The sequence below is a fragment of the Peptoclostridium sp. AF21-18 genome (assembly GCF_003478825.1).
Classification (GTDB): domain Bacteria; phylum Bacillota; class Clostridia; order Peptostreptococcales; family Peptostreptococcaceae; genus Peptacetobacter.
Genome location: NZ_QUGE01000003.1, coordinates 28,324 through 53,452, shown reverse-complemented (window position 1 = coordinate 53,452; position 25,129 = coordinate 28,324). Strand labels below are relative to the sequence as shown.

General features: G+C 30.6%; 22 protein-coding genes. 2 read left to right on the top strand and 20 right to left on the bottom strand.

Going from position 1 to position 25,129, the window contains the following annotated elements; all coding sequences use genetic code 11:
• Positions 1-32 precede the first annotated feature (32 nt).
• The 5 genes from DWX74_RS02555 to DWX74_RS02530 all read right to left on the bottom strand — a co-directional run bounded on the left by DWX74_RS02555 (position 33) and on the right by DWX74_RS02530 (position 6,829).
• Positions 33-2,870 (bottom strand): cell wall-binding repeat-containing protein, encoded by a 2,838-nt coding sequence (locus tag DWX74_RS02555; protein ID WP_118548572.1) that lies wholly within the window; start codon positions 2,868-2,870, stop codon positions 33-35.
• A 444-nt stretch (positions 2,871-3,314) separates the two neighbouring features.
• The gene (locus tag DWX74_RS02545; RefSeq protein WP_118548571.1) at positions 3,315-4,304 is read right to left on the bottom strand and encodes an ornithine cyclodeaminase family protein; all 990 of its coding nucleotides are present in this window, start codon (positions 4,302-4,304) and stop codon (positions 3,315-3,317) included.
• A gap of 112 nt (positions 4,305-4,416) precedes the next feature.
• On the bottom strand, positions 4,417-5,457 hold the full coding sequence (locus DWX74_RS02540) for a DUF4118 domain-containing protein (protein WP_118548570.1): 1,041 nt from the start codon (positions 5,455-5,457) through the stop codon (positions 4,417-4,419).
• A 118-nt stretch (positions 5,458-5,575) separates the two neighbouring features.
• Positions 5,576-6,052 (bottom strand): threonine/serine exporter family protein, encoded by a 477-nt coding sequence (locus tag DWX74_RS02535; RefSeq protein WP_006440645.1) that lies wholly within the window; start codon positions 6,050-6,052, stop codon positions 5,576-5,578.
• The gene (locus DWX74_RS02530) at positions 6,053-6,829 is read right to left on the bottom strand and encodes a threonine/serine ThrE exporter family protein (RefSeq protein ID WP_118548569.1); all 777 of its coding nucleotides are present in this window, start codon (positions 6,827-6,829) and stop codon (positions 6,053-6,055) included. It lies immediately after the preceding gene.
• Between the two features lie 307 nt (positions 6,830-7,136).
• Here DWX74_RS02530 and DWX74_RS02525 point away from each other — a divergent pair, with 307 nt between their 5' ends.
• Positions 7,137-7,952 carry a carbon-nitrogen hydrolase family protein gene (locus DWX74_RS02525; RefSeq protein ID WP_118548568.1) on the top strand — a complete coding sequence of 272 codons (816 nt, stop codon included), beginning with the start codon at positions 7,137-7,139 and terminating at the stop codon, positions 7,950-7,952.
• Positions 7,953-8,099: 147 nt separating this feature from the next.
• A complete protein-coding gene (locus tag DWX74_RS02520; RefSeq protein WP_040410617.1) occupies positions 8,100-8,777 on the top strand; it encodes a phosphoribosylaminoimidazolesuccinocarboxamide synthase in 678 nt (225 codons plus the stop codon).
• Between the two features lie 740 nt (positions 8,778-9,517).
• Here DWX74_RS02520 and phnX read toward each other — a convergent pair.
• The 15 genes from phnX to DWX74_RS02445 form a co-directional block, all read right to left on the bottom strand.
• Positions 9,518-10,294, bottom strand: a complete 777-nt coding sequence (gene phnX, locus DWX74_RS02510) for a phosphonoacetaldehyde hydrolase (RefSeq protein ID WP_118548567.1) — start codon at positions 10,292-10,294, stop codon at positions 9,518-9,520.
• Positions 10,284-11,384 carry a 2-aminoethylphosphonate--pyruvate transaminase gene (phnW, locus tag DWX74_RS02505; RefSeq protein WP_330415596.1) on the bottom strand — a complete coding sequence of 367 codons (1,101 nt, stop codon included), beginning with the start codon at positions 11,382-11,384 and terminating at the stop codon, positions 10,284-10,286. The genes phnX and phnW overlap by 11 nt, the downstream gene beginning before the upstream one ends.
• 84 nt (positions 11,385-11,468) lie before the next feature.
• Positions 11,469-14,129: an extracellular solute-binding protein gene (locus DWX74_RS02500; RefSeq protein WP_118548565.1), complete on the bottom strand. Its 2,661-nt coding sequence runs from the start codon at positions 14,127-14,129 to the stop codon at positions 11,469-11,471.
• 1 nt (position 14,130) lies between these two features.
• On the bottom strand, positions 14,131-14,907 hold the full coding sequence (locus tag DWX74_RS02495; RefSeq protein ID WP_118548564.1) for an ABC transporter ATP-binding protein: 777 nt from the start codon (positions 14,905-14,907) through the stop codon (positions 14,131-14,133).
• Positions 14,908-15,126: 219 nt separating this feature from the next.
• On the bottom strand, positions 15,127-15,984 hold the full coding sequence (locus DWX74_RS02490; RefSeq protein ID WP_158573223.1) for a MurR/RpiR family transcriptional regulator: 858 nt from the start codon (positions 15,982-15,984) through the stop codon (positions 15,127-15,129).
• A gap of 131 nt (positions 15,985-16,115) precedes the next feature.
• A complete protein-coding gene (locus tag DWX74_RS02485) occupies positions 16,116-16,580 on the bottom strand; it encodes a methylated-DNA--[protein]-cysteine S-methyltransferase (RefSeq protein ID WP_118548562.1) in 465 nt (154 codons plus the stop codon).
• Between the two features lie 19 nt (positions 16,581-16,599).
• The gene (locus tag DWX74_RS02480) at positions 16,600-17,256 is read right to left on the bottom strand and encodes a B3/B4 domain-containing protein (RefSeq protein WP_118548561.1); all 657 of its coding nucleotides are present in this window, start codon (positions 17,254-17,256) and stop codon (positions 16,600-16,602) included.
• Between the two features lie 153 nt (positions 17,257-17,409).
• Positions 17,410-18,273: a DNA-deoxyinosine glycosylase gene (locus DWX74_RS11360; protein ID WP_118548560.1), complete on the bottom strand. Its 864-nt coding sequence runs from the start codon at positions 18,271-18,273 to the stop codon at positions 17,410-17,412.
• 15 nt (positions 18,274-18,288) lie between these two features.
• On the bottom strand, positions 18,289-18,621 hold the full coding sequence (locus DWX74_RS02470; RefSeq protein ID WP_118548559.1) for a thioredoxin family protein: 333 nt from the start codon (positions 18,619-18,621) through the stop codon (positions 18,289-18,291).
• Between the two features lie 54 nt (positions 18,622-18,675).
• Positions 18,676-19,665: a permease gene (locus tag DWX74_RS02465; protein WP_118548558.1), complete on the bottom strand. Its 990-nt coding sequence runs from the start codon at positions 19,663-19,665 to the stop codon at positions 18,676-18,678.
• Between the two features lie 147 nt (positions 19,666-19,812).
• Complete coding sequence (locus tag DWX74_RS02460; protein WP_006440629.1) at positions 19,813-20,130, bottom strand: ArsR/SmtB family transcription factor; 318 nt, start codon at positions 20,128-20,130, stop codon at positions 19,813-19,815.
• A 170-nt stretch (positions 20,131-20,300) separates the two neighbouring features.
• Positions 20,301-21,272 (bottom strand): metal-dependent hydrolase family protein, encoded by a 972-nt coding sequence (locus DWX74_RS02455; RefSeq protein WP_286164157.1) that lies wholly within the window; start codon positions 21,270-21,272, stop codon positions 20,301-20,303.
• Positions 21,273-21,518, bottom strand: coding sequence for a hypothetical protein (locus DWX74_RS11230; RefSeq protein ID WP_286164156.1), 246 nt, complete (start codon positions 21,516-21,518; stop codon positions 21,273-21,275).
• Positions 21,519-21,698: 180 nt separating this feature from the next.
• Positions 21,699-23,081 (bottom strand): MATE family efflux transporter, encoded by a 1,383-nt coding sequence (locus tag DWX74_RS02450; RefSeq protein WP_118548557.1) that lies wholly within the window; start codon positions 23,079-23,081, stop codon positions 21,699-21,701.
• A 964-nt stretch (positions 23,082-24,045) separates the two neighbouring features.
• On the bottom strand, positions 24,046-25,047 hold the full coding sequence (locus DWX74_RS02445; RefSeq protein ID WP_118548556.1) for a hypothetical protein: 1,002 nt from the start codon (positions 25,045-25,047) through the stop codon (positions 24,046-24,048).
• Positions 25,048-25,129: the final 82 nt, after the last annotated feature.

Here is a 25,129-nt window from a genome sequence, read left to right as displayed (position 1 = left end):
CCTTTTTGTGTGGAAGAATATTTTATTTTTAATTATTTCACTTCAAAAGTATATGTTATAGTATTTCCTGTTTTATCTGTTACTGTATTTTGATTTGAATCAACTTGTTCCATTGACTGAATTGTAACAGTATAAATTCCTTTTTCTAAACCTGATTTTGGTCTTAGTTTCATATCTATAGTTCTCATATCACCTTTATTAAATCCTACTGTTCTTGTTCCTGTTTTCATATCATATCTTACACCATAGAAAATATATTTATCTTTAGTAGAATTATCTAGTTTAGTAGAATTAAATGCTGCTAAATTATTTGTCCAGTCAGCTTTTTCTCTTGCACTACCATCCATATCATCTTCCTTTGGAGTATGAGAATTATTTCCAATTATTGTTGTTTTTAATGTCAATCCACATCCATCTCCTACAGAATGATCCTTTTCACCAGTTTTGAATACTTCATCAAATTTTTTTACTTCATTACCCTTTTTAACCTGTAATCTTAAATAAGCTCCATTACTATAGTATGATAATCCATTATTATCTTCTACTTTATTTGTTCCTATTTGTTCTGAAGAACCCCATTCAAATGATGCTGAAAGAGTTCCATTTACATCTCCATTTAATTCTTCATCGATTTTAGTTATATTATTTTTTTCTTGAGCAGAAATAGTATAAGGACTCCAAACAGTTTTTCCATTTACTGTTTGTTTATTATATACTTCTTTTGACTCTTCTCCTATTACGTTAACTTCTATATCTTTTAAATAATCTTCAGATACAGAATCAGAATATACAGGGAATTTTTCATTTAATACAGCTATATTTAAATCAATTATACATTTTTCTGTTACACCTGAGCCTTTATCTACATTTATTCCACCCCAACCATTTTCATTAGTTATTACACCTTCTCCTTTTAGAGTAGAACCATTTACAACAAATCCTGCTCCTGCATTATTATAAGAAAAAACATTATCTAAATATACTTCAGACTTAAATAGATTTATACCTATACCATAAGCAGTCTTAGCTTTACTATTATCTGTATAATTTACATCCTTTGCACCTGTAACATCTATATTTGTTAGTTTTACACCTTTTGCACCTGAAACAAGTATTATAGAAGCATCTCCTTTACCTGTAGCTGTCCATGTTCCTGATGCTTTTAGTACTGGTTTCTCAACATCATAATCAAAATCTCCCATTATTTCTAGTGGTTTAGTTATTTTAATCTGTTTTGCTAATTCATAATCTGTACCATCTAAAACTACTGTTTTCCCTTCAAATTGGTCTACATCATATAGTTTATCTTTTTCTGAAACTGGAACATATATAAAGTCTTTTTTAGTTGATATTTCAACTTTTGCTGTATTGCTACCTTTTTCAGCAACAATCTGATATACTACATCTTTTGCTAAAGGTTTTTTTAGAGTCATTTTATATAAATCATTATCTGAATCATTTTTTATTTCTTTTATAAAGTCATTTGTTACATCTTTATTGCCTTCTTTTTCTACTATTTTTAATTTTACTCCGTCTGCTGCTCCTACTTCTATATGAAGTGGTGTTAAATCATATTCTCCATCATATGTTAGTTCAAATTTATTTTCTTCTGTTGAACCACCTGTATTTCCTCCAGTAGAGCCACCTGATGAAGATCCACCACCAGTACTTGGTTTACTTGTTGAGTTGTTTGCAACACTTCCGTTTGGAACATCTATATCTACTTTACCTGTAATTGTTCCTTCTACTTTTATATCTACGTTTTTATCAGTGCTTATTATTATATCTTCTGTTATTGTTGCATTTGGTTTTAATACTATCTTGTCATTAGCATTTGCATTTGCTAAAGCTTCTTTTAATTCTTCAACAGTTCCTACTTCGTAAACATCTTCTTTTTCTATATCTTTTAACTGGTTGAATGCACCTTCGTTACCTTTTCCACCAACCTGAGTTATTGTATCTATTTTCTTAGTATTTATTACATCTACCTGAGCAGAACTTAATTTTTTAGAAGCTATTAATACTGGAGCTCCATTTTTAGCTGCAAGCGCTCCAACTGCTAATGCATCTATTAACTGAGTATCTCCATCTCTACCGTCTTTTGCTAAGTATAGGTTGTCTAATTCTTTATCTCCATAGAATTTTTCTATAACTTTTGCATTAGTATCATTTCTGTTTGATCCTTCTATTCTCTGTTTTCCTGGTAAACTAGATACTAATTTTTCTGGTAGAGCTGTTTTACCACCTATTACAAATGATGCTTTTATGGCTTCATCTTTTATGAATTTTTCAGCTGCTGACAATCCTTTTTTAGGATTTGCAAGAAGTATTGGCATACCTTTTTCAGCTGCTGCAGCTGCAACAGATACTGCATCTGCAAGTCCTGTTGTACCATTTACTACTGCTATTTCAGATACATCTTTTATTCCATCTAATCTTTTAGCTATTGCAAGAGCAGTTTCTTCTCTTGTTTCACCTTTTATTCTGTCAACTTTTACGTTTAAAGCTTTAAGATCTTTTTCAACTTTAGCTGGAAGAACTGCATCTCCACCTATCATTATTACATCTTTTGCTCCTAATCTTTTTATTTCATCAGCTGTTGCTTTATTTAGTCCATCTTTACCTGTTAAAAGTATTGGAGCGTTTTTAGCATGTGCAAGAGGAGTTGCTGTTAATGCATCTGGTATTGCAGAATCATTAACAAGTATTGCAGTTTCTGCACTTTTCCATCCTTCTTTACTTATTCTTACTGCTGTATCAGTTCTGTTAGAACCTACTATTTTATCTTCTGTTGTAGCAGCACTTACTGAAACAACAGAACCACTAACTGCCATAGTTGCAGCCATTACTGTAGCTAATTTCTTTTTCATTTTTCCCTCCAAAGTTATATAATTTATATATAATAATTCTAATATCTAATAAATAATATAAAAAGACACAGAGTTATCCATTATTATAATTCTAGATACTTCTGTGTCTTTATTCTCAAATTTATTAAATTTTTCATTAAAAACGGTATAGTTATAGTGTCTGTCTGTCTGTCTGTCTGTCTGTCTGTCTGTCTGTCTGTCTGTCTGTCTGTAGATTTTCGTAAACTTTTAACATTATGTCAACACCTTTCACCTTTTCTAATTTATTACAAATATTATATATACTTTAATATTATACTAAAGTTCAGAGTAATTTCAAGGTGTTTTCATTTATTTTTCATTTTTTAACAAAAACAAAACATTTAACTTTTTATAGTTCTATTTTTTATATTAAATAATAAATTTTATCTATAAAAAAACTAAATATATTTTATTTTGTATAGTTTATTCCCAATTTGTTCCTATATTTTTTTCTATAGCTCTATCGTAAATCATCTGAGCTGTTACAACATCCTGTACTCCAATTCCTACACTCTTGAATATTATTATTTCATCATCTGATTCTCTTCCAGGTATTTTTCCACTTACAACATCGCCTAGTTCTTTATTTAAGTCATTTTCTTTTGATATTATTCCTTTTTTAAGAGGAGTTATTATACATCCTGCTTCTTCTAGTACAGCATCTATTGAATCACAGAATATTTTAGATGCTCTTTTTATACTAACTTCATCTATTTCGTGCATGTTAGGCATATATGAACCAACGCCACTTATTAATGCTCCTTCTTTTACAAGATTACCATCTATAACTGGAACTTCTGATGTAGTTGCTAATACTATAATATCTGCATCTTTTATAGCATCATCTGAAGAATCTGAAGCAACTATTTTTGCTCCATAAGAAGCTAATTCTTTTGATATATCTTCAGCAAATCTTTCTCTTTTTTCTTTATTTCTGCTAAACACTCTAACTTCTTCAAGTTCTCTAGCTGCAAGCATAGCCTCTAACTGTGCTGGAGCCTGTCCACCAGTACCTATTAATGCACCAACTTTTGCGTCTTTTCTAGCAAGAAGATCAACTGCTGCACCTGAAGCCGCACCTGTTCTAACCCGAGTGATATATGTTCCATCCATCACAGATATAACTTCACCTGTAGTTGCATCCATTAATATAACTGTAGCTGGAACAACTGGTTTTCCTTTTTCAGCATTTCCTGGGAATACTGATACTATTTTTATCCCTGCACAATCTAATGATTTTACATATCCTGGCATGAATAACATACTTTCGCCTTCTCTTATTGTTCCTAAGTTTGTTCTTATTGGAACTATAGCATCTTTTTCACTGAATGCCTGATACGCTTTTTTATCGGCTTCTATTGCATCTTTCATTGTAAATACTTTTTTTATGTCTGATTTGTTAAGTAGTAGCATTTTAAATATCCCCCAACTTTTAATTTTAGAAATTTTATTTTCTTTGTTAAGTCTATTATACTTGTTTCGTGAATAAAAAAACAGAGAGAAAAATTTTCTCTCTGCTTTATATCTAATTCTCATCATTTACTTTATTTACAGTACTATTATCATACAAGAAATCATCAAGAGTAGCATAATCACTACCTGTAATTCTATTAATCTTCTGAACAAGTTTTTCTCCTTCTCCTTCGATAATAGCACGATGTCTTCTCGCATAAATATTTTCTCTCTCAAGAGCGATTGCAGTCTGCTCTGCTACAATCTTAATAATTTTCTTTTCCTCATCAGAAAGAATTTCTCTCTTATAGCATGCAACACCGATAACACCAAGGGTTAAGTAGTTTCCTTTAATAGGAACATAATATGCATTGCTTCCTTCTTCCTTTATACCTGTTTTTTTGTATGTAGAAGGATCTACCTTTACACCTACTCCTTTAGTTTTACCAGTTCTAAAACATTCTTTTATAATTTCTCTTTCTTTTACTAATTTGAATAAATTTTCACTTCCATTATTATTGCATATATACACATGAGGCTCCATAAGGTTTCTTCTCTCATCTGCTATTGTTATTAATATTGTCTTTCCAAGTATGTTTACAAGGTTTTCTCCACAGTTTTCAACAACCTGTTCTCTATCTCTAGCTTTTAAGAACGATCCATCTGTACGATACAGCATCTCCATTTTCTTAGCTTGTATTTTTTCAGCCTCGACCTTCTTTTTAAGCTTAGATGTTATACCTGCTGCCAATAGAGATACTCCAACCATAACGGCAAAAGAAAGTGTATACATCTTTTGTTCTACAGCAAATGTATAGCGAGGGTTTATAAAGAAAAAGTTATATATAAACATTGATGATACCGAAGCTATTGTTCCAAAAATATATCCCTCTGTAAATCTAGCAGTTAATACAGCAGCAAGTACATAAAGTACAACTATACTTGTATTGTCCATTCTACTATTTTCAAAGAATAATGCTAGACACGTTATACCAGCCAATACTGATACTAATCTTATCCCATTGCCAAATAGGTATGATTTCAGATGTATTTCTTCTTCATTATGATGGTATAATTTAGCTTTTCTATCTTTGTAAAAATTTCTTTCTATCACTGTTTATCCTCCCTTCTCATTTTCTAATATCAGAATTATATTATATACCCTCTGCATACATTAATCTAGTTATTTTTAGGTTAATTTAGTATATTTGACGTATAAATTTTATATTTCGTTATATATTTTTCTTCTTTAATGTTATATTGAATTTTTTCAAGAATTTTGCCAAGTGGAAATTCTTAAATATTGATGTTACAAGTACCAATGAAAGTGCTAATGCCCCAGCAGATGCTAGTGTTTCCGTCATAACATTTCCTGCTGTAACATAGTGTTCAAGAATAAATTCATATATTGAACGATACACACCAAACCCTGGCACAAGTACGATTAATGCACATGCACTAAGTATAGTAGCTGGAATCATATATACTCTCGCACATATTTCACAATATACACTAAATGATACACCAGCAGCAAAAAATGCAGCTCCAGGTGCAAATCCCATATATATAGAAGTTATTTTATATACAAACCAACCAATAGACCCTCCTACACCAGCTACTCTAAGGCTTTTACCTTTTATATTGAATAGTATTCCAAACCCTACAGCTACACCATATGCTGCTACAGTTTCAATTAATATTCTTATCATCTAAAAGAATCCTCCTCTCAAGTACCAGTTTAAAACTAATGCCATTCCAACGGCTGTTGCAGTTCCACTAAATATTACTTCTGATAATTTAGCTGTACCAGCAACAAGCTGACCATCTAGTATATCCCTTATAGCATTTGTTAGTGCAAAACCAGGAACTAGAAGCATTATAACCCCTGCTATTATGTAGTCCATAGTTTTCAATACTCCACCTTCTACGCACACAACAGATGACATAGCTATAAATGCAGCACATATTATATTAACAAAAAATTCGTTAAGGCTCTTTTCAGATAAATACTCCTGTAACATCTTTGTAACCATTCCAACAAGAAAAGACATTATAAAATCTATTTCTCCTCCACCAAATAAGATAGAGAAACAAGATGTCACAAGTCCTGCTCCAAGTATAGTAACGGTATATGAGTAACTCTCTTTCTTACAAATATCTTCTAATCTTTCTTCGCATTCATCTATGCTTAGCTTTTCATAAGCTATATTTCTAGACAAAGCATTTATTTTTTTCATCATATTCAAGTCTGTAGATCTCTCATTTATTCTCTTTACCACTGAATACACTTTTTTATTCTTATACACCGATAATAGTAATGTGGTAGGCGTTGCAAATACTTCAGCATTATCTATACCAAACGCCATACAAAGCCTTTGTATTGTATCCTCTACTCTATATATTTCACCGCCACATTTCAGCATATTTCTCCCAGCCTCAGCAGCAAAGTTGAGGATTCTGTCTATATCCTCAAAATCTCTCTCCATTTTTTTCCCTCCTTTATTTACTTTTTTTACACAACTTTAAACAATAAATTTATCTTTATTGAATAATTTCTTTTAACAACTCTAGACAATTATACAACATTTATAACTACAATTCGGCATAAATTATACATTTCTATAGATTACATATTTAGCTATAGTTTTTGGTTATAGTTTCAGAAAATTATTCACTCAAAAATTTTATTTTTGTGTAAAATCAACAGTTACAAGACTTTTTCTATGATATAATACAGATAATATATAAATTTCAAAAATTCAAAAATATTTTACTCTTTTAAAGGAGGTAAAAATGAAAATAGCAGTTTGTCAAATGAAAGTTTGCGATGATAAAGATAAGAACATATCACACGCATTAGAAATGATAGATGAAGCCGCTAATAATGGTGCTGAAATTATAGTCTTACCAGAGATGTTTAACTGCCCTTATGAAAATAGTTACTTCCCTATTTTTGCTGAGGAATATCCAGGAAAAACTACTGAATCATTAAGCAATGCAGCAAAGAAAAACTCAGTTTATTTAGTAGGTGGAAGTATTCCAGAGCTAGAAGATGGAAATATCTACAATACTTCATTCGTATTTGATCGTAATGGAGAGCTTATTGGAAAACATCAAAAGATGCATCTTTTTGATATTGATGTAGAAGGAGGAGTATCTTTTAAAGAATCTGATACACTTTCTTCCGGACATAAAGTAACTATTGTCGATACAGAGTTCGGAAAAATAGGTGTAGCTATTTGCTATGATATAAGATTTCCCGAACTTTCTCGCTTAATGGCTTTGGAAGGTGCCGAACTTATTATCCTTCCTGCAGCATTTAATATGACTACTGGACCTGCACATTGGGAACTTTCTATAAGAATGAGAGCACTTGATAATCAGGTTTATTTTGTAGGCGCTGCACCTGCTAGAGATGAATCTGCATCTTATGTAGCTTTTGGAAACTCTAGGGTTTCAGACCCTTGGGGTAATATAATAGCTGCTGCAGATGAAAACGAATGCATATTATATGCGGATATAGATGAAGAGTACACTAAAAAAGTAAGAAGTGAACTTCCACTATTAAAACATAGAAGAACAGATTTATATTCAGTGAACTTTTTTTAATTTTTTTCAAAAAAAGTTCAACTTTTTGACTATTTTGTGTTATAATAGATTTTGCAAAAGGGAAAAACACCCTCAAAATCCGAACGCTTTTCGGATTTAATAAAAAAGACTATAATTAATTTTTATATATTCATTGGAGGAAAAGGCATGAAAAAAGTATACACAGGTAAAACTAAAGACGTTTTTGAATTAGACAACGGTAATTTTGAATTATTATTCAAAGATGATTGTACTGGTAAAGATGGAGTATTCGATCCAGGTGAAAACTCAATAGGTTTAACAATAGAAGGTATAGGTAGAGAAAACTTAAAAACTTCTGTTCACTACTTTGAATTATTAAAAGAAGCAGGAATAAAAACTCACTACGTTAGCGCTGACATAGAAAAATCAACTATGGAAGTATTACCAGCTAAAGTTTTCGGTAAAGGTGTAGAAGTTATATGCCGTTACAGAGCAGTAGGAAGCTTCATAAGAAGATACGGAGAATACATAGAAAACGGAGCTAAATTAGATGCTTACGTTGAAGTTACTTTAAAAGACGATGAAAGATGTGACCCATTAGTTACTTCTGAAGGATTAGAAGCTTTAGGAATAATGACTCAGGAACAGTTCGATCAGATGAAAGAAAGAACTAGAAAAATAACTGCAGTTGTTGCTAAAGACTTAGAAGAAAAAGGATTAGAATTATACGACATAAAATTCGAATTCGGATTCTACAATGACGAAGTTATATTAATAGACGAAATAGCTTCAGGAAACATGAGAGTTTACAAAGACGGAGAAATAGTTGATCCAATGGACTTAACTAAAATGATATTAGCTTAATTAATAGAAATATAAGACTGTTGCAATTTTTGCAACAGTCTTTTTTTTATAATCTGTTATGAGTTTACTAGTTGTTAAGAGTGAATAAATCAAAATTTGCTAATCTTTTGTTTTATAGGAGCATATGAGATATAGACAAACTCCTCTCCAGGCTTCGACGTGTGTGTAGGTAAAACTTTTTTGTTGTAATTAAAACTCACGTCTGCAGATTGTCGAGAGAGTTTGTCTATATAACTCATATGCTACATACTATCAATCGTCTTACAAATTTTGATTTATTTCACTCTTTATTAGCTAGTAAAATCTTAAAATTTTAATAAAAAAGATTGCTTGCAAAATTTTGCTCACAGTCCCCATATTTTCTATTAATTTATTTTTCATAGGATATTTATGTTAATTCTATTTTTAGAACTTTCGGAACTCTTTAATTCATTTCATAAACCCATATTTCGCTGAAATTAGATGTAACTATCCATCTTGCTTTTTCGTCATATGGTAAATTGTCATTATATCTTTTTGCTTGTTCATATGGTGTTAAATCAATATCTCCAGAATTATTAAGTTTTTGATCTAATCCTATTCCTAAGCTCTTTTGTTAAATAAGAACTTTAGTTTCTGGTATATAAACCTATATAACACAATTTTATCATCTCATATCGAAAAATTTTTATCTTATAACGAAAAAAGAGATTGCTGTATTTTATACAACAATCTCTTTTTTCTGTTGAGAATATAATTATTTATTTTATAAAAGATAGGATTTCTCTTATATCCTGTATTACAAAGTCAGCACCTGCATCTAAGTATATTTTTCTTACTCTTTCGCAGTTTGTTTGTTTTTCTTCTTCGTTTAGTGCGTTATATTCTTCTTCTGTAAGTCCCATTTCTGAGCTACCTTCAATTATTCCTATTGTAAGTAGTCCAGCATTTTTTCCTTCTTTTATGTCAGATACTGTATCACCTACTTTTATGGCATTTTCCGTAAATGTTACGCCTAGTGTTTCAAGGTTTCTAAATACCATGTATGGTTTTGGTCTACCTACTCCATTTGTAGAGTCTGGGCTGAACCAGCAATCAGGTTCATATCCTGCTGCTTTTGCTTCTCTTGTAACTATTTCCATCATTTTATCAGTATAACCTGTTGTAGATCCTATTTTTACACCCATTTTTCTAAGTTCTGCTATAGTTTCAACAACGTATGGTTTTGGTTCTGCAAAGTTGTGAAGTATTGATAATAATTTTTTTTCAAATATTTCGTGCATTTCTTCTGCATCTTTATCTGTAGGTTTTCTTCCATGAACTTTTTCAAATTCAGAGTTTATTCTTTCCATTTTTAACATTGTTTTTATATGGTCTAATTTAAGCATTCCCATTGGTTTTCTAGTTTCTTCCATAGTAGGTTCTACTCCGTATTCTTTGAATACTTCAACAAATGCCTGAACTGGTGCAAAGCATCCGTAGTCTACTGTAGTTCCTGCCCAATCGAATATTACTGCTTCTGTTTTATTACATTTCATTTGCTTTTTCCTCCATGAATCCTTTTATTATCTCAGCTAGTTTAATCATATCTTCTTCGTATATTTCACCTATGTTACCTATTCTAAATGTATCAGCTTCTGTAACTTTTCCTGGATATATTGCGTATCCTCTTTCTTTTATATATTCGTACATTTCATTAAATGAATAGTTGTGTATTTCTGGATAAAGGAATGTAGTTATTATTGGAGACTGATGTTCTAAGTCTATATAAGTTTTTATTCCTAATTCTTCCATTTTTGCTATTAAAGTTCTATTGTTGTTTAGATATCTTTCATATCTTTTAGCTATTCCGCCTTCTTCCTGTAATTCTTTTATTGCCTGAGCAAATGCTAATACTACATGTGTTGGTGATGTAAATCTCCATTTTCCATCTATATCCATAGTCTTAAACTGGTCATAAAGATCTAGTGCTAAACTTCTTGCTTTACCTTCACATTTTTTAAGTGCTTCTTTTTTAGCTATTATGAATGAGAATCCTGGAACACCCTGTATACATTTATTTGAGCTACTTATCATAAAATCTGCTACTAATTTTTCCATATCTATTACAACTCCACCGAAGCTGCTCATTGCATCTACTATAAGTGTTTTTCCATGTTCTTTTACAACTTTTGCAACAGATTCTATATCATTTAATATTCCTGAAGTTGTTTCGCAATGTACCATAGATACATGAGTTATTTCTTTATCTTCATTAAGTATTTCGTCTACTTTTTTAGCACAAGGTATTTTATTGAATGGCTCGCTGTAGACAACCGCATCTATTCCAGCGTGATTCGCTATATCTTTCATTCTTTTTCCGTAAGCTCCATTTTCACATATTAAAAGTTTTTCATCTGTTCCAACTGAGCTTGTTATTACTGATTCAACTCCAAAAGTTCCACTTCCCTGCATTAATATAACTGTGTAATCTTCTTCTGGTGCATTTGCAAGTTCAAGTAAGTCTTTTCTTATTTTCTGTGTTATAACTTTATAATCATTATCCCATGTACAATGGTCTACCATCATAACTTTCTTTACTGTTTCACTTGTTGTAAGTGGTCCTGGTGTTAATAATTTGTAATTCATAATCTTTCCCTCTTTCCAATCTTTCTTTAAATTTATTTATAATTTTAAAATTTTATATCAGTTATTAATTTTTAATCTCTAATACTATTTACATGAGTCAGAAAATGCTATATGTTTTTCTAATAATTCTGCTGTTAATGGTTCAGAGAATGTCTTAGGATATTTAGAATGGTTTTTGTTATCTGTTTTTTCGCCTTCGTATATTGCATTTGGATAAGTTTCTATTAAATACTGTCTTCCGTTTTCAATTATACATTTAGCCATTTCCTGAGATAATTCAGCTTTTTCAGCATTGTCTTTTTTAACAACTGCAACTGATTCTGTTAATGAGAAGTTTCCTTCTGTTGGATCTATGAAATCTATTGGTAGACCTTCTTCTTTATCAGCAACTGCCTGATGTCTTAATCCAAATCCTATTGCTACCTCTCCTGCTCTAACTTTTTTAAGTGGTGCAGAACCAGATTCTTCTATATGATCTCCAGCATTTTCATATATTGCTGATAGTATTTCTTTTCCTTCAACTTCACCGTATTCGCTTATTATAGCCTGTACTAAAAGCCATGCTGTAGATGAACTAGCAACGTCTGTTACAGATATAAATCCTTTGTATTCTGGTTTAGCTAAGTCTTTTATACTTGTTGGAGCTTTTAATCCGTTTTCTTTTAGCATTTCTGTATTTACTATTATCGCCCCTTCCTGAGAAGTTATAGGTGCGTAGAAATCTGCTGCTTCTATTCCATCTAATGTTTTTACATCGTAGTTTCTTTTTTCGAACATATTATTTTTTTCCTGAGCACTATCTAAGTAGAATGAACTCATTGTTACCATATCAGCCTCTATATTTGTTCCCTCAGCAAGAAGTTTTCCTCCTAGTTCTGAAGTACCAAATGTCTGGAATGTATATTTACCATCGTATCCGTTTTCATCAAGTGCTTTTGACATAGCTTCAACTGCTTCTTCGTCTGCATTTGAATATATTACAACCTGATCATCTGCTGATTTACTACATCCTGCTAGTGGTGCAACTGCAAGTGTTAAACATAATAGTGGAAGTGCTAATTTTTTCTTTAAACTCATTTTTCTTTTTTCTCCTTTGTTGTTTTCTTCGCTTTCTCTTTTTTCTTTTATTGATTTTCTATTTGCAAGTGCCTGGAATAGCACTTTAACAACTATGTTTGTCGCTAGTATCATTATCGATAAGATAAATATCTCATCGAATTTTGCAAAGTATTGAAGTTCTTTTATTTTAGTAGTTATTGTAGCTGTCTTTGCCCCAACTAAGAATACAACTGCACTTATTGTAACCATCGCATTTACAAAGTAATAAGATATTACCTCACATATTGTAGAGAATGAGTTTGGAGTTACTATTCTTATTATTGTTTTAATCCAGCTATCTCCCATAAGCATTGCTGTTGTTTCCCAAGATGAATTCATTTTAGATAATGAATTTTTAAACATTAAGTACGGTGTTGAGAAGTAATGTACTATTGTACAAACTATTATTATCGTAAATGTATTTTGTAAGCTCGTTCCTGTGAACATTAATAAATATGCGATACCTATTACCATCCCTGGAACTGTATTTGTTATTAATGATATTGTTTCTATTACTGATTTTGCTTTTTTATTTATCTGACTTCTAGCTGTTACAAGTGCTGCAGCGTATGTAAGTATCATACCTATTCCTGCAACAGCAGCAGCTATTCCTATTGAATGAAGATAAACTTCTCCTAGATTTGCTGTTTTTATTATTTTTGTAAAATTATCTATTGTTGGAGTCATATCATAAGGCCACATTTTTACAAATGGAGCTATAAATATAACCACAAATGGTATTATTATCACTGCACATACTAATCCCGAAAGAATTCCACACACTGTATCTCTAACTATGCCTTTTCTTATTTCAATTTCAGAAATTTTCTGATATCTTATATTGTATTTTTCAAGATATGTTAGTACCGCTATACCAACTACTGTAGGAATTAACATTACTAATGCTACAACTGCTCCGTTGTTGAAGTTAGGTATAGATCCTAGCATTTCTGAATAAAGTACTGATGCTATTGTGTCGTATTTTCCACCTATCGATGCTGGTATCCCAAAATCTGTGAATGATAAGAAGAATGTCTGAACAAATGCTGCTGCAAGTGTTCCTGCTAATGGTCTTAATACTGTAGTTAAGAATGTTTTTAAAGGTTTGTCACCCATTACTCTTGATACTATTGAGAATTTCTTATCTACATACCTCATAGTATTTGACGTTAGCATATATGATATTGGAAGCGTGTATATTACAAATCCAAGTACTAGTCCATTTAATCCGTATATTTCAAAGAACTGCTTACCTAATAAAGTCGTTACTAATCCCTGTTTTCCAAATGAATATATTATTGCAAATCCATAAGTTATTGTTGGAAGCAACATTGGAAATACAGCAGCTGATTTTATCAGCTTTTTAATCGGAGTTTTTACATTTGTATACTGAACTGTATAAGATAATATAAATGCAAGAACTGTAGATATACACGCACTTATTGCAGATACTTTTAAACTGTTAAATATCGCCGTTGTAAATCCTTTCTCTTTAAATACATCGGAGAAAAACTGGATTGTTAGTCCAGAATCCCCGACAAAAGCGTATTTAAAGATAAACAAAAGCGGAATTATTAGAAAAAATCCAAATACTACGCATAATACTGCGAATATTGATTTTATCTCTTTCTGTGTTTTTAACTTCATACTACATCGCTCCTTCTACGGCAGATATTTGATTTGCCATATTAAATAGATTTAATATGTTGTTTCTCTTTATTTCAAGCTGATTAAGTATGAATTCTTTTACAAAATTGTTGCCTGGTTCGTTTATTATATTTTCTGGGTTTCCATACTGAGATATTTTTCCCTGATTTATTATAAGAACTTTGTCTGATAGAGTTAATGCCTCTTCTGGATCGTGTGTTACTATTATTATTGTTAGGTTAAATTCTTTAGCTATTGTTTTTATACGTTCTTTTATAGACTCTTTTATTACACCGTCAAGTGCGCTAAGTGGTTCATCTAGTAAAAGTATTTTTGGCTTCATTACAAGAGTTCTCGCAAGTGCAACCCTCTGTTTCTGACCACCTGATAGCTGCTCTATTTTTTTATTTAAATGTTCTTTTAATCCAAGTAGATTTATAAAGTCATCTATCTCTTCCTGAGTAGATATACCTGGTTTATTTTTTAGTCCGTATGTTATGTTCTGATAAGCATTTAAATTTGGGAATAATGCGTAATCCTGGAACACTATATTGAACCCTCTTTTTTCCATAGAAACTTTTGTTATATCCTCTCCATTGAAGTTGATTTCTCCTGAGTCTGGATTTGTAAGTCCTAATATTATATTTAATAATGTTGTCTTACCGCATCCTGATGGTCCTAATATAGAAACTATTTCTCCATCACCAACTTCTATGCTTATATCTTTTAAAACTTCTTTTCCGTCGAAACTTTTCTTTATATTTTGTAGTTTTAACATATTATTCTCTCCTTTTAGTTTTTTAACTTTTGTTTTCTATCTTAAAGCCTAACTTTATTTGCCTCGCTCACAAACTCAGTATAGACTAGAAAAACAAGCCATTCAATAAAATCTATGTTAAAAAAAAGTAGTGAAATACTCATTTTGAGCAATAAAAAAAATGTAGTAAAACTACATTTTCACTACATTTTTTCTCATCTACTTTTCTTTTTATCAGTTTTAGTATCCTCTATTTCTTATTGCTTTTTCGTTTTTATTTAGGATTTCTATATATTTATCGTAATCACTGTGTATTATTCCCATGTAAATCATATCGTTTATCACTAGCTGTATTGCCCTAGAGAATATAGCATCTCCGTAAAGCATCTGATCACTACTAGTGCATATCAATATATCTGCATACTTAACTATTTTGCTATCTTTGTAATTTGTTATTACAACAGTTGTCGAACCTCTTTTTTTAGCTGTTTTTATCATTTCAACAGTATCCTTAGAATTTCCAGAATAAGATATCCCTATAGCAACATCATCACTGCTTAGATTATATGCACTTATCTTCTGTAAGTATGAGTCTGTGTACATTTTTACATTTATTCCAAGATAAAGCAGCTTTGTAGCTAAATCATTTGCAGATGATACAGAGTTCTCAACACTATATATATCGACATTTTTAGCGTTTATTATGCAATTTATCATATCCGAATAGCTTTTTAATGATATCGACTCGAGCATACTATTAATTTGATTTTCTACAGTCATTACAATTTTTCCTGGAATCATATCAATTGTATCTTCTCTATTTATATCGAAGCCATGCAGTGGCTTCATAGTACCCTCATCGTCTTTTTTAGTTTTCATAAGGCAATATTTTAATTCATTAAATCCATCTAAACCTATTGATTTTGAAAATCTCATTATAGATGGCTCACTTACACCTGCTTCTTTAGCTACTTTTTTCATTGTAAGTTTTTCTGCTTTTCCATTGAAATTCTTTATAAAATCAGCAACCTTTTTCTCAGATTTGCTAAGTGCCATATATTTTGTCGCTATACGAAAAAGAAGTTCTTTTCTTTCCATATCCATTCCTCCATTCAATGTAGTTTGACTACATTTTTTACTCAAATTTATATTTTGAAAGGCTACTATTTTCAACCTTTTGCTATTATCTTATAATATAATATTTAAGTTAAATTTGAGTTAAGTGAGGACTACACACTACATTTTTCTATTTTTAGTAGTTTTTCTTTTATATCAAGTCCTCCTGCATATCCAGTCATACTTCCATTACTGCCAACAACCCTATGACATGGAACTATTATCGCAATTGGATTTTTGTTGTTTGCATTACCAACAGCCCTACAAGCTTTTCCGTTTCCTATTGCAATAGCTATATCTTTATAACTTCTAGTTTCACCATATGGAATATTTAAAAGTTCTTTCCATACCTTCTTTTGAAACTCAGTTCCTATCATCTCTATTTCAATATCAAATTCTGTCCTTTTTCCAGATAGGTACTCTTCTAATTGTGTGTATGCTTTTTTTATCAATTCAGTTTCTTTTTCTCTTTCATTTTCTTTTTTATAATCAGAAAATACAAGTCCGATTATCTTCTCGTCTTTTTCAGATATTTTTATTCTTCCTATTTCTGTATCATAGCAAAAGTAATTAATCATAATTCTAAATCCTATTCTATTATTCTACTATATTAGTTTTTATATTTTTTCCATCGGCATATTTTTCAAGAAGTCCTTTTATTTCATTCATTCCACTTTCTAATTTATCTTTTCCTGAGAATGAGAATAAGCACATCATTATTTTTTCCGCATTTTCATCTATAGCAGCTCTTCTTGAATCACTTGTTGGGCTACCAAATTTTCCTTCTTCATCAGCTAGAACTGGCATATTAGCTACATTAACCATATCTTTTCCAATTCCTTTGTACTCATCTCCATCTTCTCCAACAGTGAACACTACATTTTCTCCTAAATTTTCTGTATTGTAAGATCCTATTGAGAACTGCGTTTTCATAGATATTAGGTTGTTTATATCTACAATATTGTTTACAAAATATATTCCCTTCCCCTGAAGTACTCTTCTTATAAGCGCTTCTGAAGATGTTCTGTATCTTGAAGGGTTTTTACCACAAGCTTTGTATGCTTTTCTGTTTGCATCTATTGTTTCTTCTGAAGATAAATCTTCTAGTTTTATGTTATTTGTAAGTAGTTCGCATTCTTCATTTAATAAATTTACTAGCTCTTCTGAACTTTCTTTTACTTTTACCTCCGCTTCAACTACTCCAACCATACAATCTGGTACTAGATTTTTTAGCTTTTCATCAATTCTTAACATTTTTTACACTTCCCTTTTTAGTTTTTTATTTACAGTATTATTTTACAACTTTTTTATAATTTTTTCACTCTTGGCACATATAGTCCTTTCAATAAAAAAGCTGCTACAAAATACTTGTAACAGCATATTATTTATATTCTATTAAATTTAATTTTATTTAATTACTTTCCAATCTTCTACCAATTTCTCTATAGAAAAAGCTGCATTTGCTGGACTTGTAGAAGGTAGTTTTTCTATTTCTATTCCCACATCTGAGCAATATTTCTTATATAACTTAAATGATTTATCTCCATTTGCAAATATCCTATCTATTTTACTGTTCTTTACAACTTCAGTTATATCATTTACAACTACATTTTTTATACTGCTATCACTAGAACCTTTGATAACACAAGATTTTATAACGTCCCAAATTGCTATGTTATTTTTTAATAGCATTTCCTTTTTTTCTTCTATAGTAGTTGGAAGTTCTGTTTCTGTAATATTTGAAATCACCTGCCAAAATCTATTTCTAGGATGTCCATAGTAGAAATTCTGCTCTCTTGATTTTACCGATGGAAAACTTCCAAGTATTAATACTTTTGAATTTTCATCGTATACAGGCTCAAAAGTGTGCTCTACCTTTTGATATTTTTTATATTTCTCTCTTAATTCAATTATATCTTTTTCTATTTCTGAGATAATTTCTTTAAATTTATCGTCACCTTTTCCTGTTGGATCCTCAAGTTTTAAATCCTCATCAAACTTTCTTCCTATTATTGGACAAGATACTCCACATCCCATTGAAACCATTAAATCTACCTCTGGTATATCTTGCATCAGTTTAGAGTGTTGATTTTCTTCCATATCTATATCGTATATTTCTTTTATTAATCTTATAGCATCTTTATTTATTTCTCTAAGCTCTGTTCCTGCTGAGTATGGCTCAAATATATCTGATGCGTATTTTCTACAAAGAGCCTCTGCAATCTGACTTCTACAAGAATTATGAACACAGATAAAAGCTATTTTTAGCATATTTTCACCTCTTATCTATATATTCTTTTTAAGCAGTTCAACTATTTCATCGGTTTTCAGTATTTTTCCAACAGATACTACTTTTTCATTTATTACAATACCTGGTGTAGACATAACTCCATAGGTAACAATTTCTATTAAATCTTCTATTTTTTCAATATCTGCATCAAGATTTAATATTTCAACAGCTTCTTTTACATTATCATTTACTTTATTGCACTTTTCACATCCCTCACCAAGCACTTTTATGCTAACTTTTTTATCGCTTAGGTTAGTATTTTCTCCTTTTATAACTTCTTTTTCTATCTCATCTTTTTTCTTATTCTTTCCAAATCCGAAAAGTCCCATATCTTCACCTCAAAATTTTATTATTTTTAGCTAATTTTATCAACATATTCAACACTATATCAACATATATCCAAATACGTTGAATAAATATCCTATTAATATTATACCAATAGTTACAATAGCAAAGAATAGCCCAAGTAATTTAGGTTTTACCGCTTTTCTAAGCATTATCATAGATGGTAGAGATAACGCTGTAACTCCCATCATAAATGAAAGAACTGTTCCAAGTCCCGCTCCCTTAGCAAATAGACTCTCTGCTATTGGAACTGTTCCAAATATATCCGCATACATCGGAACTCCAACTGCAGTTGCTATAGGTACAGAGTACCATCTTTCAGCTCCAAGCACTTTTTCCACAAACTCTGCTGGAATTACATTGTGTATAATCGCTCCAATTCCAACACCTACAAATATATATGGAGCAACTTTTTTAACTGTTTCTAATACTTTTTCTTTTGCAAAAGATATTCTTTCCTTTGTTGTAGGCTCTTCTATATCTAAATCAACATTTGGAGCCTTTCGGATAAATTCTTCTATCTCATCTTCCATATTAGATTTTTCTATAATCAATCCACCTACTACAGCAAGAATTAACCCTACTATTACATACGCAACAGCTATTTTAGTTCCAAATATACTCATTAAAAGTACAAGTGATCCCAAGTCTACAAGTGGAGATGATATTAAAAATGAAAATGTCGCTCCCAAAGGAAGCCCTGCACTCGTAAATCCTATAAATAACGGAATTGATGAACACGAGCAAAATGGCGTAACTGTTCCCAAAAGTGCTGCAAGTATATTAATTTTTATTCCTTTGAATTTTTCTAATATCTTTTTCGTTTTTTCTGGTGGAAAATAACTTTGAATGTATGATATTACAAATATCAACACAGATAGCAATATAAATATTTTAATCACATCGTATATAAAGAATTGAAGTATTCCATATACTGTAGAATTACTATCAAGCCCCAATTTATCTAGTCCCATTCCTACTAGGGTACTTATCCATTTCATTCCCAAGATTTGATTTTGTATAAACATAATTTCCCTTCTTTCTTTTTTATATTTGAATTTTAAATCTATATATTTATATATATCGATATATAAATATTTTTAAAAGCCATCCTAAATATAGATGACTTTAATTTCTTCTATTATATATATATGACTATTTTTCACATACTATGATTATTTCTCACAATCACAGCTGTTATCTGCATTTAGCTTAGCCGATGCAGCAAAATCACTTAAAAGATCAAACACTGAATCAAATGAAGATTCTATTATACTATAGTGCATCCACTTTCCTTCTTTTCTACCAAATACTATTCCTGAGTCACAAAGTATTTTCATATGGTGAGAAAGCGTAGATTGACTTATCTGTAATTCTTCAAGTAGTTTACAAGCACATTTTTCTCCATCTTTAAGTATTTCTAATATTTTTATTCTATTTTCATCGCCTAATGCTTTAAATATTTTTATTTCTTTTGTATGTAGTGAGTTCATTTCTATCCCTCCTGATAGTTTATATTATATTTAATATATCGATATATGTCAATATGAACTACTCGCAATTTATTTCTAAAAAAAGACTCCAAAAGCAATTACAAACTGCTCTTAGAGTCTTTATATTTTATAAATGATTTTTATATTTCACAAAATTTAATTTTTAATTATTATATAAATCTTACTCCATCAGAGTATACAGCTTTTCCATTTAGGTAAACTGTGTTTATGTTTTTTATGCAATCTATATTCTGGCTTAAATCTCCATCTACTACTGTTATATCTGCTATATATCCTTCTTCTATTAATCCAAGTTCATCGCCTTTTCCAAGAACTTTTGCTGGATTTGAAGTTGAAGTCTGCACAGCCTGAACTGGAGTTATTCCGTATTTTACCATGTAACTCATTTCTTCAGCTATTGGTAATACTGGTGCTCCATACATTACCATATCACTACCTATACATACAGTTACACCTGTATCGTATAATTTTTTGAAGTTATCTCTGTATGATTCATAAGCTGGTTCATAGTATGCGTAATCTCTCTGTTCTTTAGCTGCAACAGGATCATTGAATACATCTGCATTTCCTTCTTCTATATTCTTTTTACATACTTCATATAAGTAAGTGTATGCAAATATTGTTGGAGTCCAAGCTATTCCTTTATCTCTCATCTGTTCTGCCTGTTCAACAGTTAAGAATGTTCCATGTTCTATTGTGTCAAATCCTGCATCTATGCACATCTGTATTGATGGATGTGTTCCTGCGTGAACAACACATTTTATTCCTCTTCTGTGGCATTCATCAACAGCTGCATCTAATTCTTCCTGCGTAAATTCAGGTATATGTGAACGGTGGCTAGTTAGAAGTTTTATCCATTCCGCACCATCTCTCATCTGTTTTCTTATTTCTTTTCTGATTTCCCAAGGACCGTCAACCTGTACAACTTCATCCCAACAATGTCCACCAGTCATACACATTCCTGCGTCAACATGTGTTATTCTTGGTATAGTTATAAATCCTTTTGATTCAGCTAGTTTTAAAGTTTTACATACTCCATGTGGAGAATAACAATCTCTTACACTAGTGATACCTTTTGTAAATGCAGCCTGTGCATGCTGAAGTGCGTACATCATTATCATCTAATCGTTGTAATTAAAGCTATCTGGCTGGCTATACCAGTATCCTAGATGTGCATGCATATCAAACATTCCTGGCATTATTGTAGCATCTCCAAAATCTCTTATTTCTTCATTTGGATATTTTGCTTTTACTTCATCTACTGTTCCAACTGATTCAATGATTCCTCTTTCATTTATGCATACAGCAGAATTATTTAAAACCGTTTTCCCATCACCTGTAATAATTTTATTAGCAGTAATTATCATAACATTTCCCTCCTAAATTAACCCTATTTTTATTTGTGAATTGAATATTTTAATATTCAATCTATCTCTATTATATAATTTTTCTTAGATTTGTTCTACTTTATTAATAATTTTTTATCAAAATAAAAATAGGCTACCACATTAAATAATATTTAATATGATAGCCTAATACTTATCTTTTTATAAAGTTATTTCTTCTTTACCCGATGATATACTTGCTGAGAAATCTACTCTTCTTAAAAGTATCGCTCCAAGTATTATGATTATTAAATTACTTGCATTCATTGCAAACCATATACCATCACTTCCAAAGTTTGTGAAGTTTTTCAATAATAAAATCATTGGTAAACGCACAACCCAAAGTCTTGCAGTTTCCATTATAAATGAATACTTAGTATTACCAGAACCATTAAATACTCCTACATAATTCTGGAACATAGCCATAAGTGGCATTGTTACAAGTACCCAAATCATATAATTTATAGCTTCTCTTTGTGTGTTTGCATCATTTGTAAGAAGTGCAATTACTTCTTGTCTAAGTGGGAATATTATTAAACTTCCTATTATCGCTATCCACAAGCTTAGGTTTCTACTTACCTTATATGCTTGTTTAGCTCTTTTTATATTTCCTGCCCCTATATTTTGACCAACATACGCTGCAAGTACTGAACCTATTGCAAGTACTGGCATAAGAAGCATATTAGATATCTTATTTCCTACACTGAATGCCGCTGTTACAACTGCACCATAGTCTAGTATTAGTGTGTTTAATATTAAAAATCCAAATGAGCTAAGAGCCTGGCTTGCTGCTGATGGAGTTGCTATAAATGTAAGTTTTCTCACTTTGTCCCAATTTTTTAATTTTAGATTTTTTCTTCTAAGTTTTAAATTTTCTTTTCTAATAAATAAGTAGTATAAACAAGCTGGGCAAATTACAATCTGACCTATAACAGTTGCAAGACCTGCTCCAAATACACCAAGTCCTAGTATTTTTACAAATATACCTGTAAGAACTATATTTATCATAACCGCAGTTACCTGTAGAATAACCGGTGTCACAGTATCTCCCTGGGATTGTCTAACAGCCTGGAAACAAGCAAATATAAATGCAAATAGCATTTCCATAGATCTTATTCTTACATACTGAACTGAGTATTCATATACCATATCAGTAGCACCCATCCCTCTGATAACGGATGGACATATTAAGAATAAGATTATATTTATAGCTATACCCAACACAACAGAAAGTACAAATAGTATTCCTGCATATTCTCTAGCTTCATCGTCTTTTTCTGCTCCTAAGAACTGACTTATGACAGCTACCCCCGCTATCGAAAGCCCTATTTGAAACGATACAAATATATTTATTATCGGCCAAGTAAGCGCAATACTCGCCTGTGCTGCAACAGAGTTTTGCATTTGACCTATAAAGAATGTATCTACAAGGTCATTGAAAGCTTTCATAAAGTTAGCACCAAATACTGGTAAGGCAAGTATTATGAATGATTTGTAGACATTTGGTTCGTATAATAATAGTTGTGTGTTGTCCTTTTTCTTCAAGAAATTCCCTCCTCTTTTTTTCTCCATTTATTATAATATCACATTATTTTACTTTAATGTGAATTTAAAAAGCTGTAAAATAAAATAATTATTCTACAAACATATTTTTACAAAAAATGAAAAGAGCGTGATTTCTCACGCTCTTTTCGTAATTCAAGTTTACCAGACTCAAACCCTGACTCTTAATTTAAAAATAATACTTAACCGACTATTTCCGAATTATCTCCACTGTACTACACTACTTTTTACCAAAATATATACTATATTAGCAAAAAGTAATGCAGTAGAGAATAGTCATATATTATTTTTATTTTAAGATTTTGTTCACATAAGTTCGCTACTTCTTATGCAGTTCCTAGATTATTCATCTTGAACTTCTTATGTTTTCACATAAGCACAGACTATATCTTCTTCTTCACCATTATGTGTTAAGAGCCACCCACTTCAGCTCGCTTGAGCTTACTCCCCTCAAGAGGGATAGTCGTTGAACTTTATTCTATTCGAATCTTAGCTGCTGATCATCCATTACCGAGTACTTAGGATTTAACCATATACCATCCAATTAATTTTTTCTGTTTTCACAACATTCACACCTATGCTTATTTCATCATTATGCTGTAGTTTAATTGGCTTTAGGACTTTCCAGCAATTCAAGTGGTATATTCGATAGACTAGCTACCTCAGACGCACAAATTTCTTTATACGCTTACTATTGTCGAAAGTCTTTTTCGATTTTAATAAAGTTAAAAAACTAAAAAAAGGAGTTGTTTCTATGAAAAAAACAACAGTATATTTATATTAACATAGTTTATTCACAATTTCAATATTTTTAACTTTTTACCTTTAATTTTTTAATGGCAAAACATTTTCCAAAGTAAAGAATTTTTTATTTTTTAATAAATTTACTTTTATTTTTTAATGTTATTTTTGCAATACTACATAAAATTGTAAATTTTTACAAATTTTATCTTATAAGATATTCTGTATTTTCATCTATCAAAGACCAAGCATCTTCATAATATCCTTCTGCATCTTCGTAACCCTCAAAATCATCTTTATGATCATAGTAGAACTCATCTGCATCAGAATATTCATATACATCATATTCATCAATATACTCTTCTATTAATTCCACATCAGTTTTTATATTATCGTATCCACCATGATTACTTTCTTCGTACAATTTTCCAGTATATATTCCTATTGTAAATTCTTTTTTAAGATTTTCATCTTCTCCATTGTACAATAATTTTTTCTCCCAATTACTTCCTAAAAATTCTACTTCTTTTACTACTGGCTCATACTCATATTCCTCTTGACCTACTATAACCTTACATATTTCATTTTCTTTGTCATCTTTCCACATGTAGTGCTTTTCATAAATATATATATCTTCTCTGTATTCAAAACTTATATTTTCAGTTTTATCTTGATATCCAAGCATCGTTTTACTTATTAAACTCTCTGGCATACCTATATACGGTCCAATTTCTGAAATATGCTCTCTTCCCCAATTTCCCATCTCTTTTCTAAGATTTTTTATTTCTTGAGCTAACTTTTCCCTATCTTCAATTTTTTTCCTTGCCTCTATACCTTCTTTACTCTCTAAAAATTCTTTAACAAATATTTCTGCATCATTTTTAAAAATCCAACATTTTTCAGCTTTTAAATTTGTTGAAATAGAATATACCATATCATAATCTTTTTCTTTGTACATTTGTAACATATAAAAATAACTCTTTATTTCTACACATTCTTCTTCTGTTAATACAAAATTTTTGTTCATTTTTTCATAATCCATAAACAGAGTCCTAAGCTTATCGTATTCTTTCATTTCTACAAGTTGTTCAATTTCTTTATTTGCCTGATTTATTCTATCCTCTCTATTCTTAAAAACTATAATTCCAGAAATAAATAAGACAAAAATCAATCCAAATATTAAAATAAATTTTCCTTTTTTTCCCATATAATCACCTTTTATATTTTTAAAATTATTAATTTTATTTTATCATAAATATATCAAAATTAAATACTCTAAAAATATATAT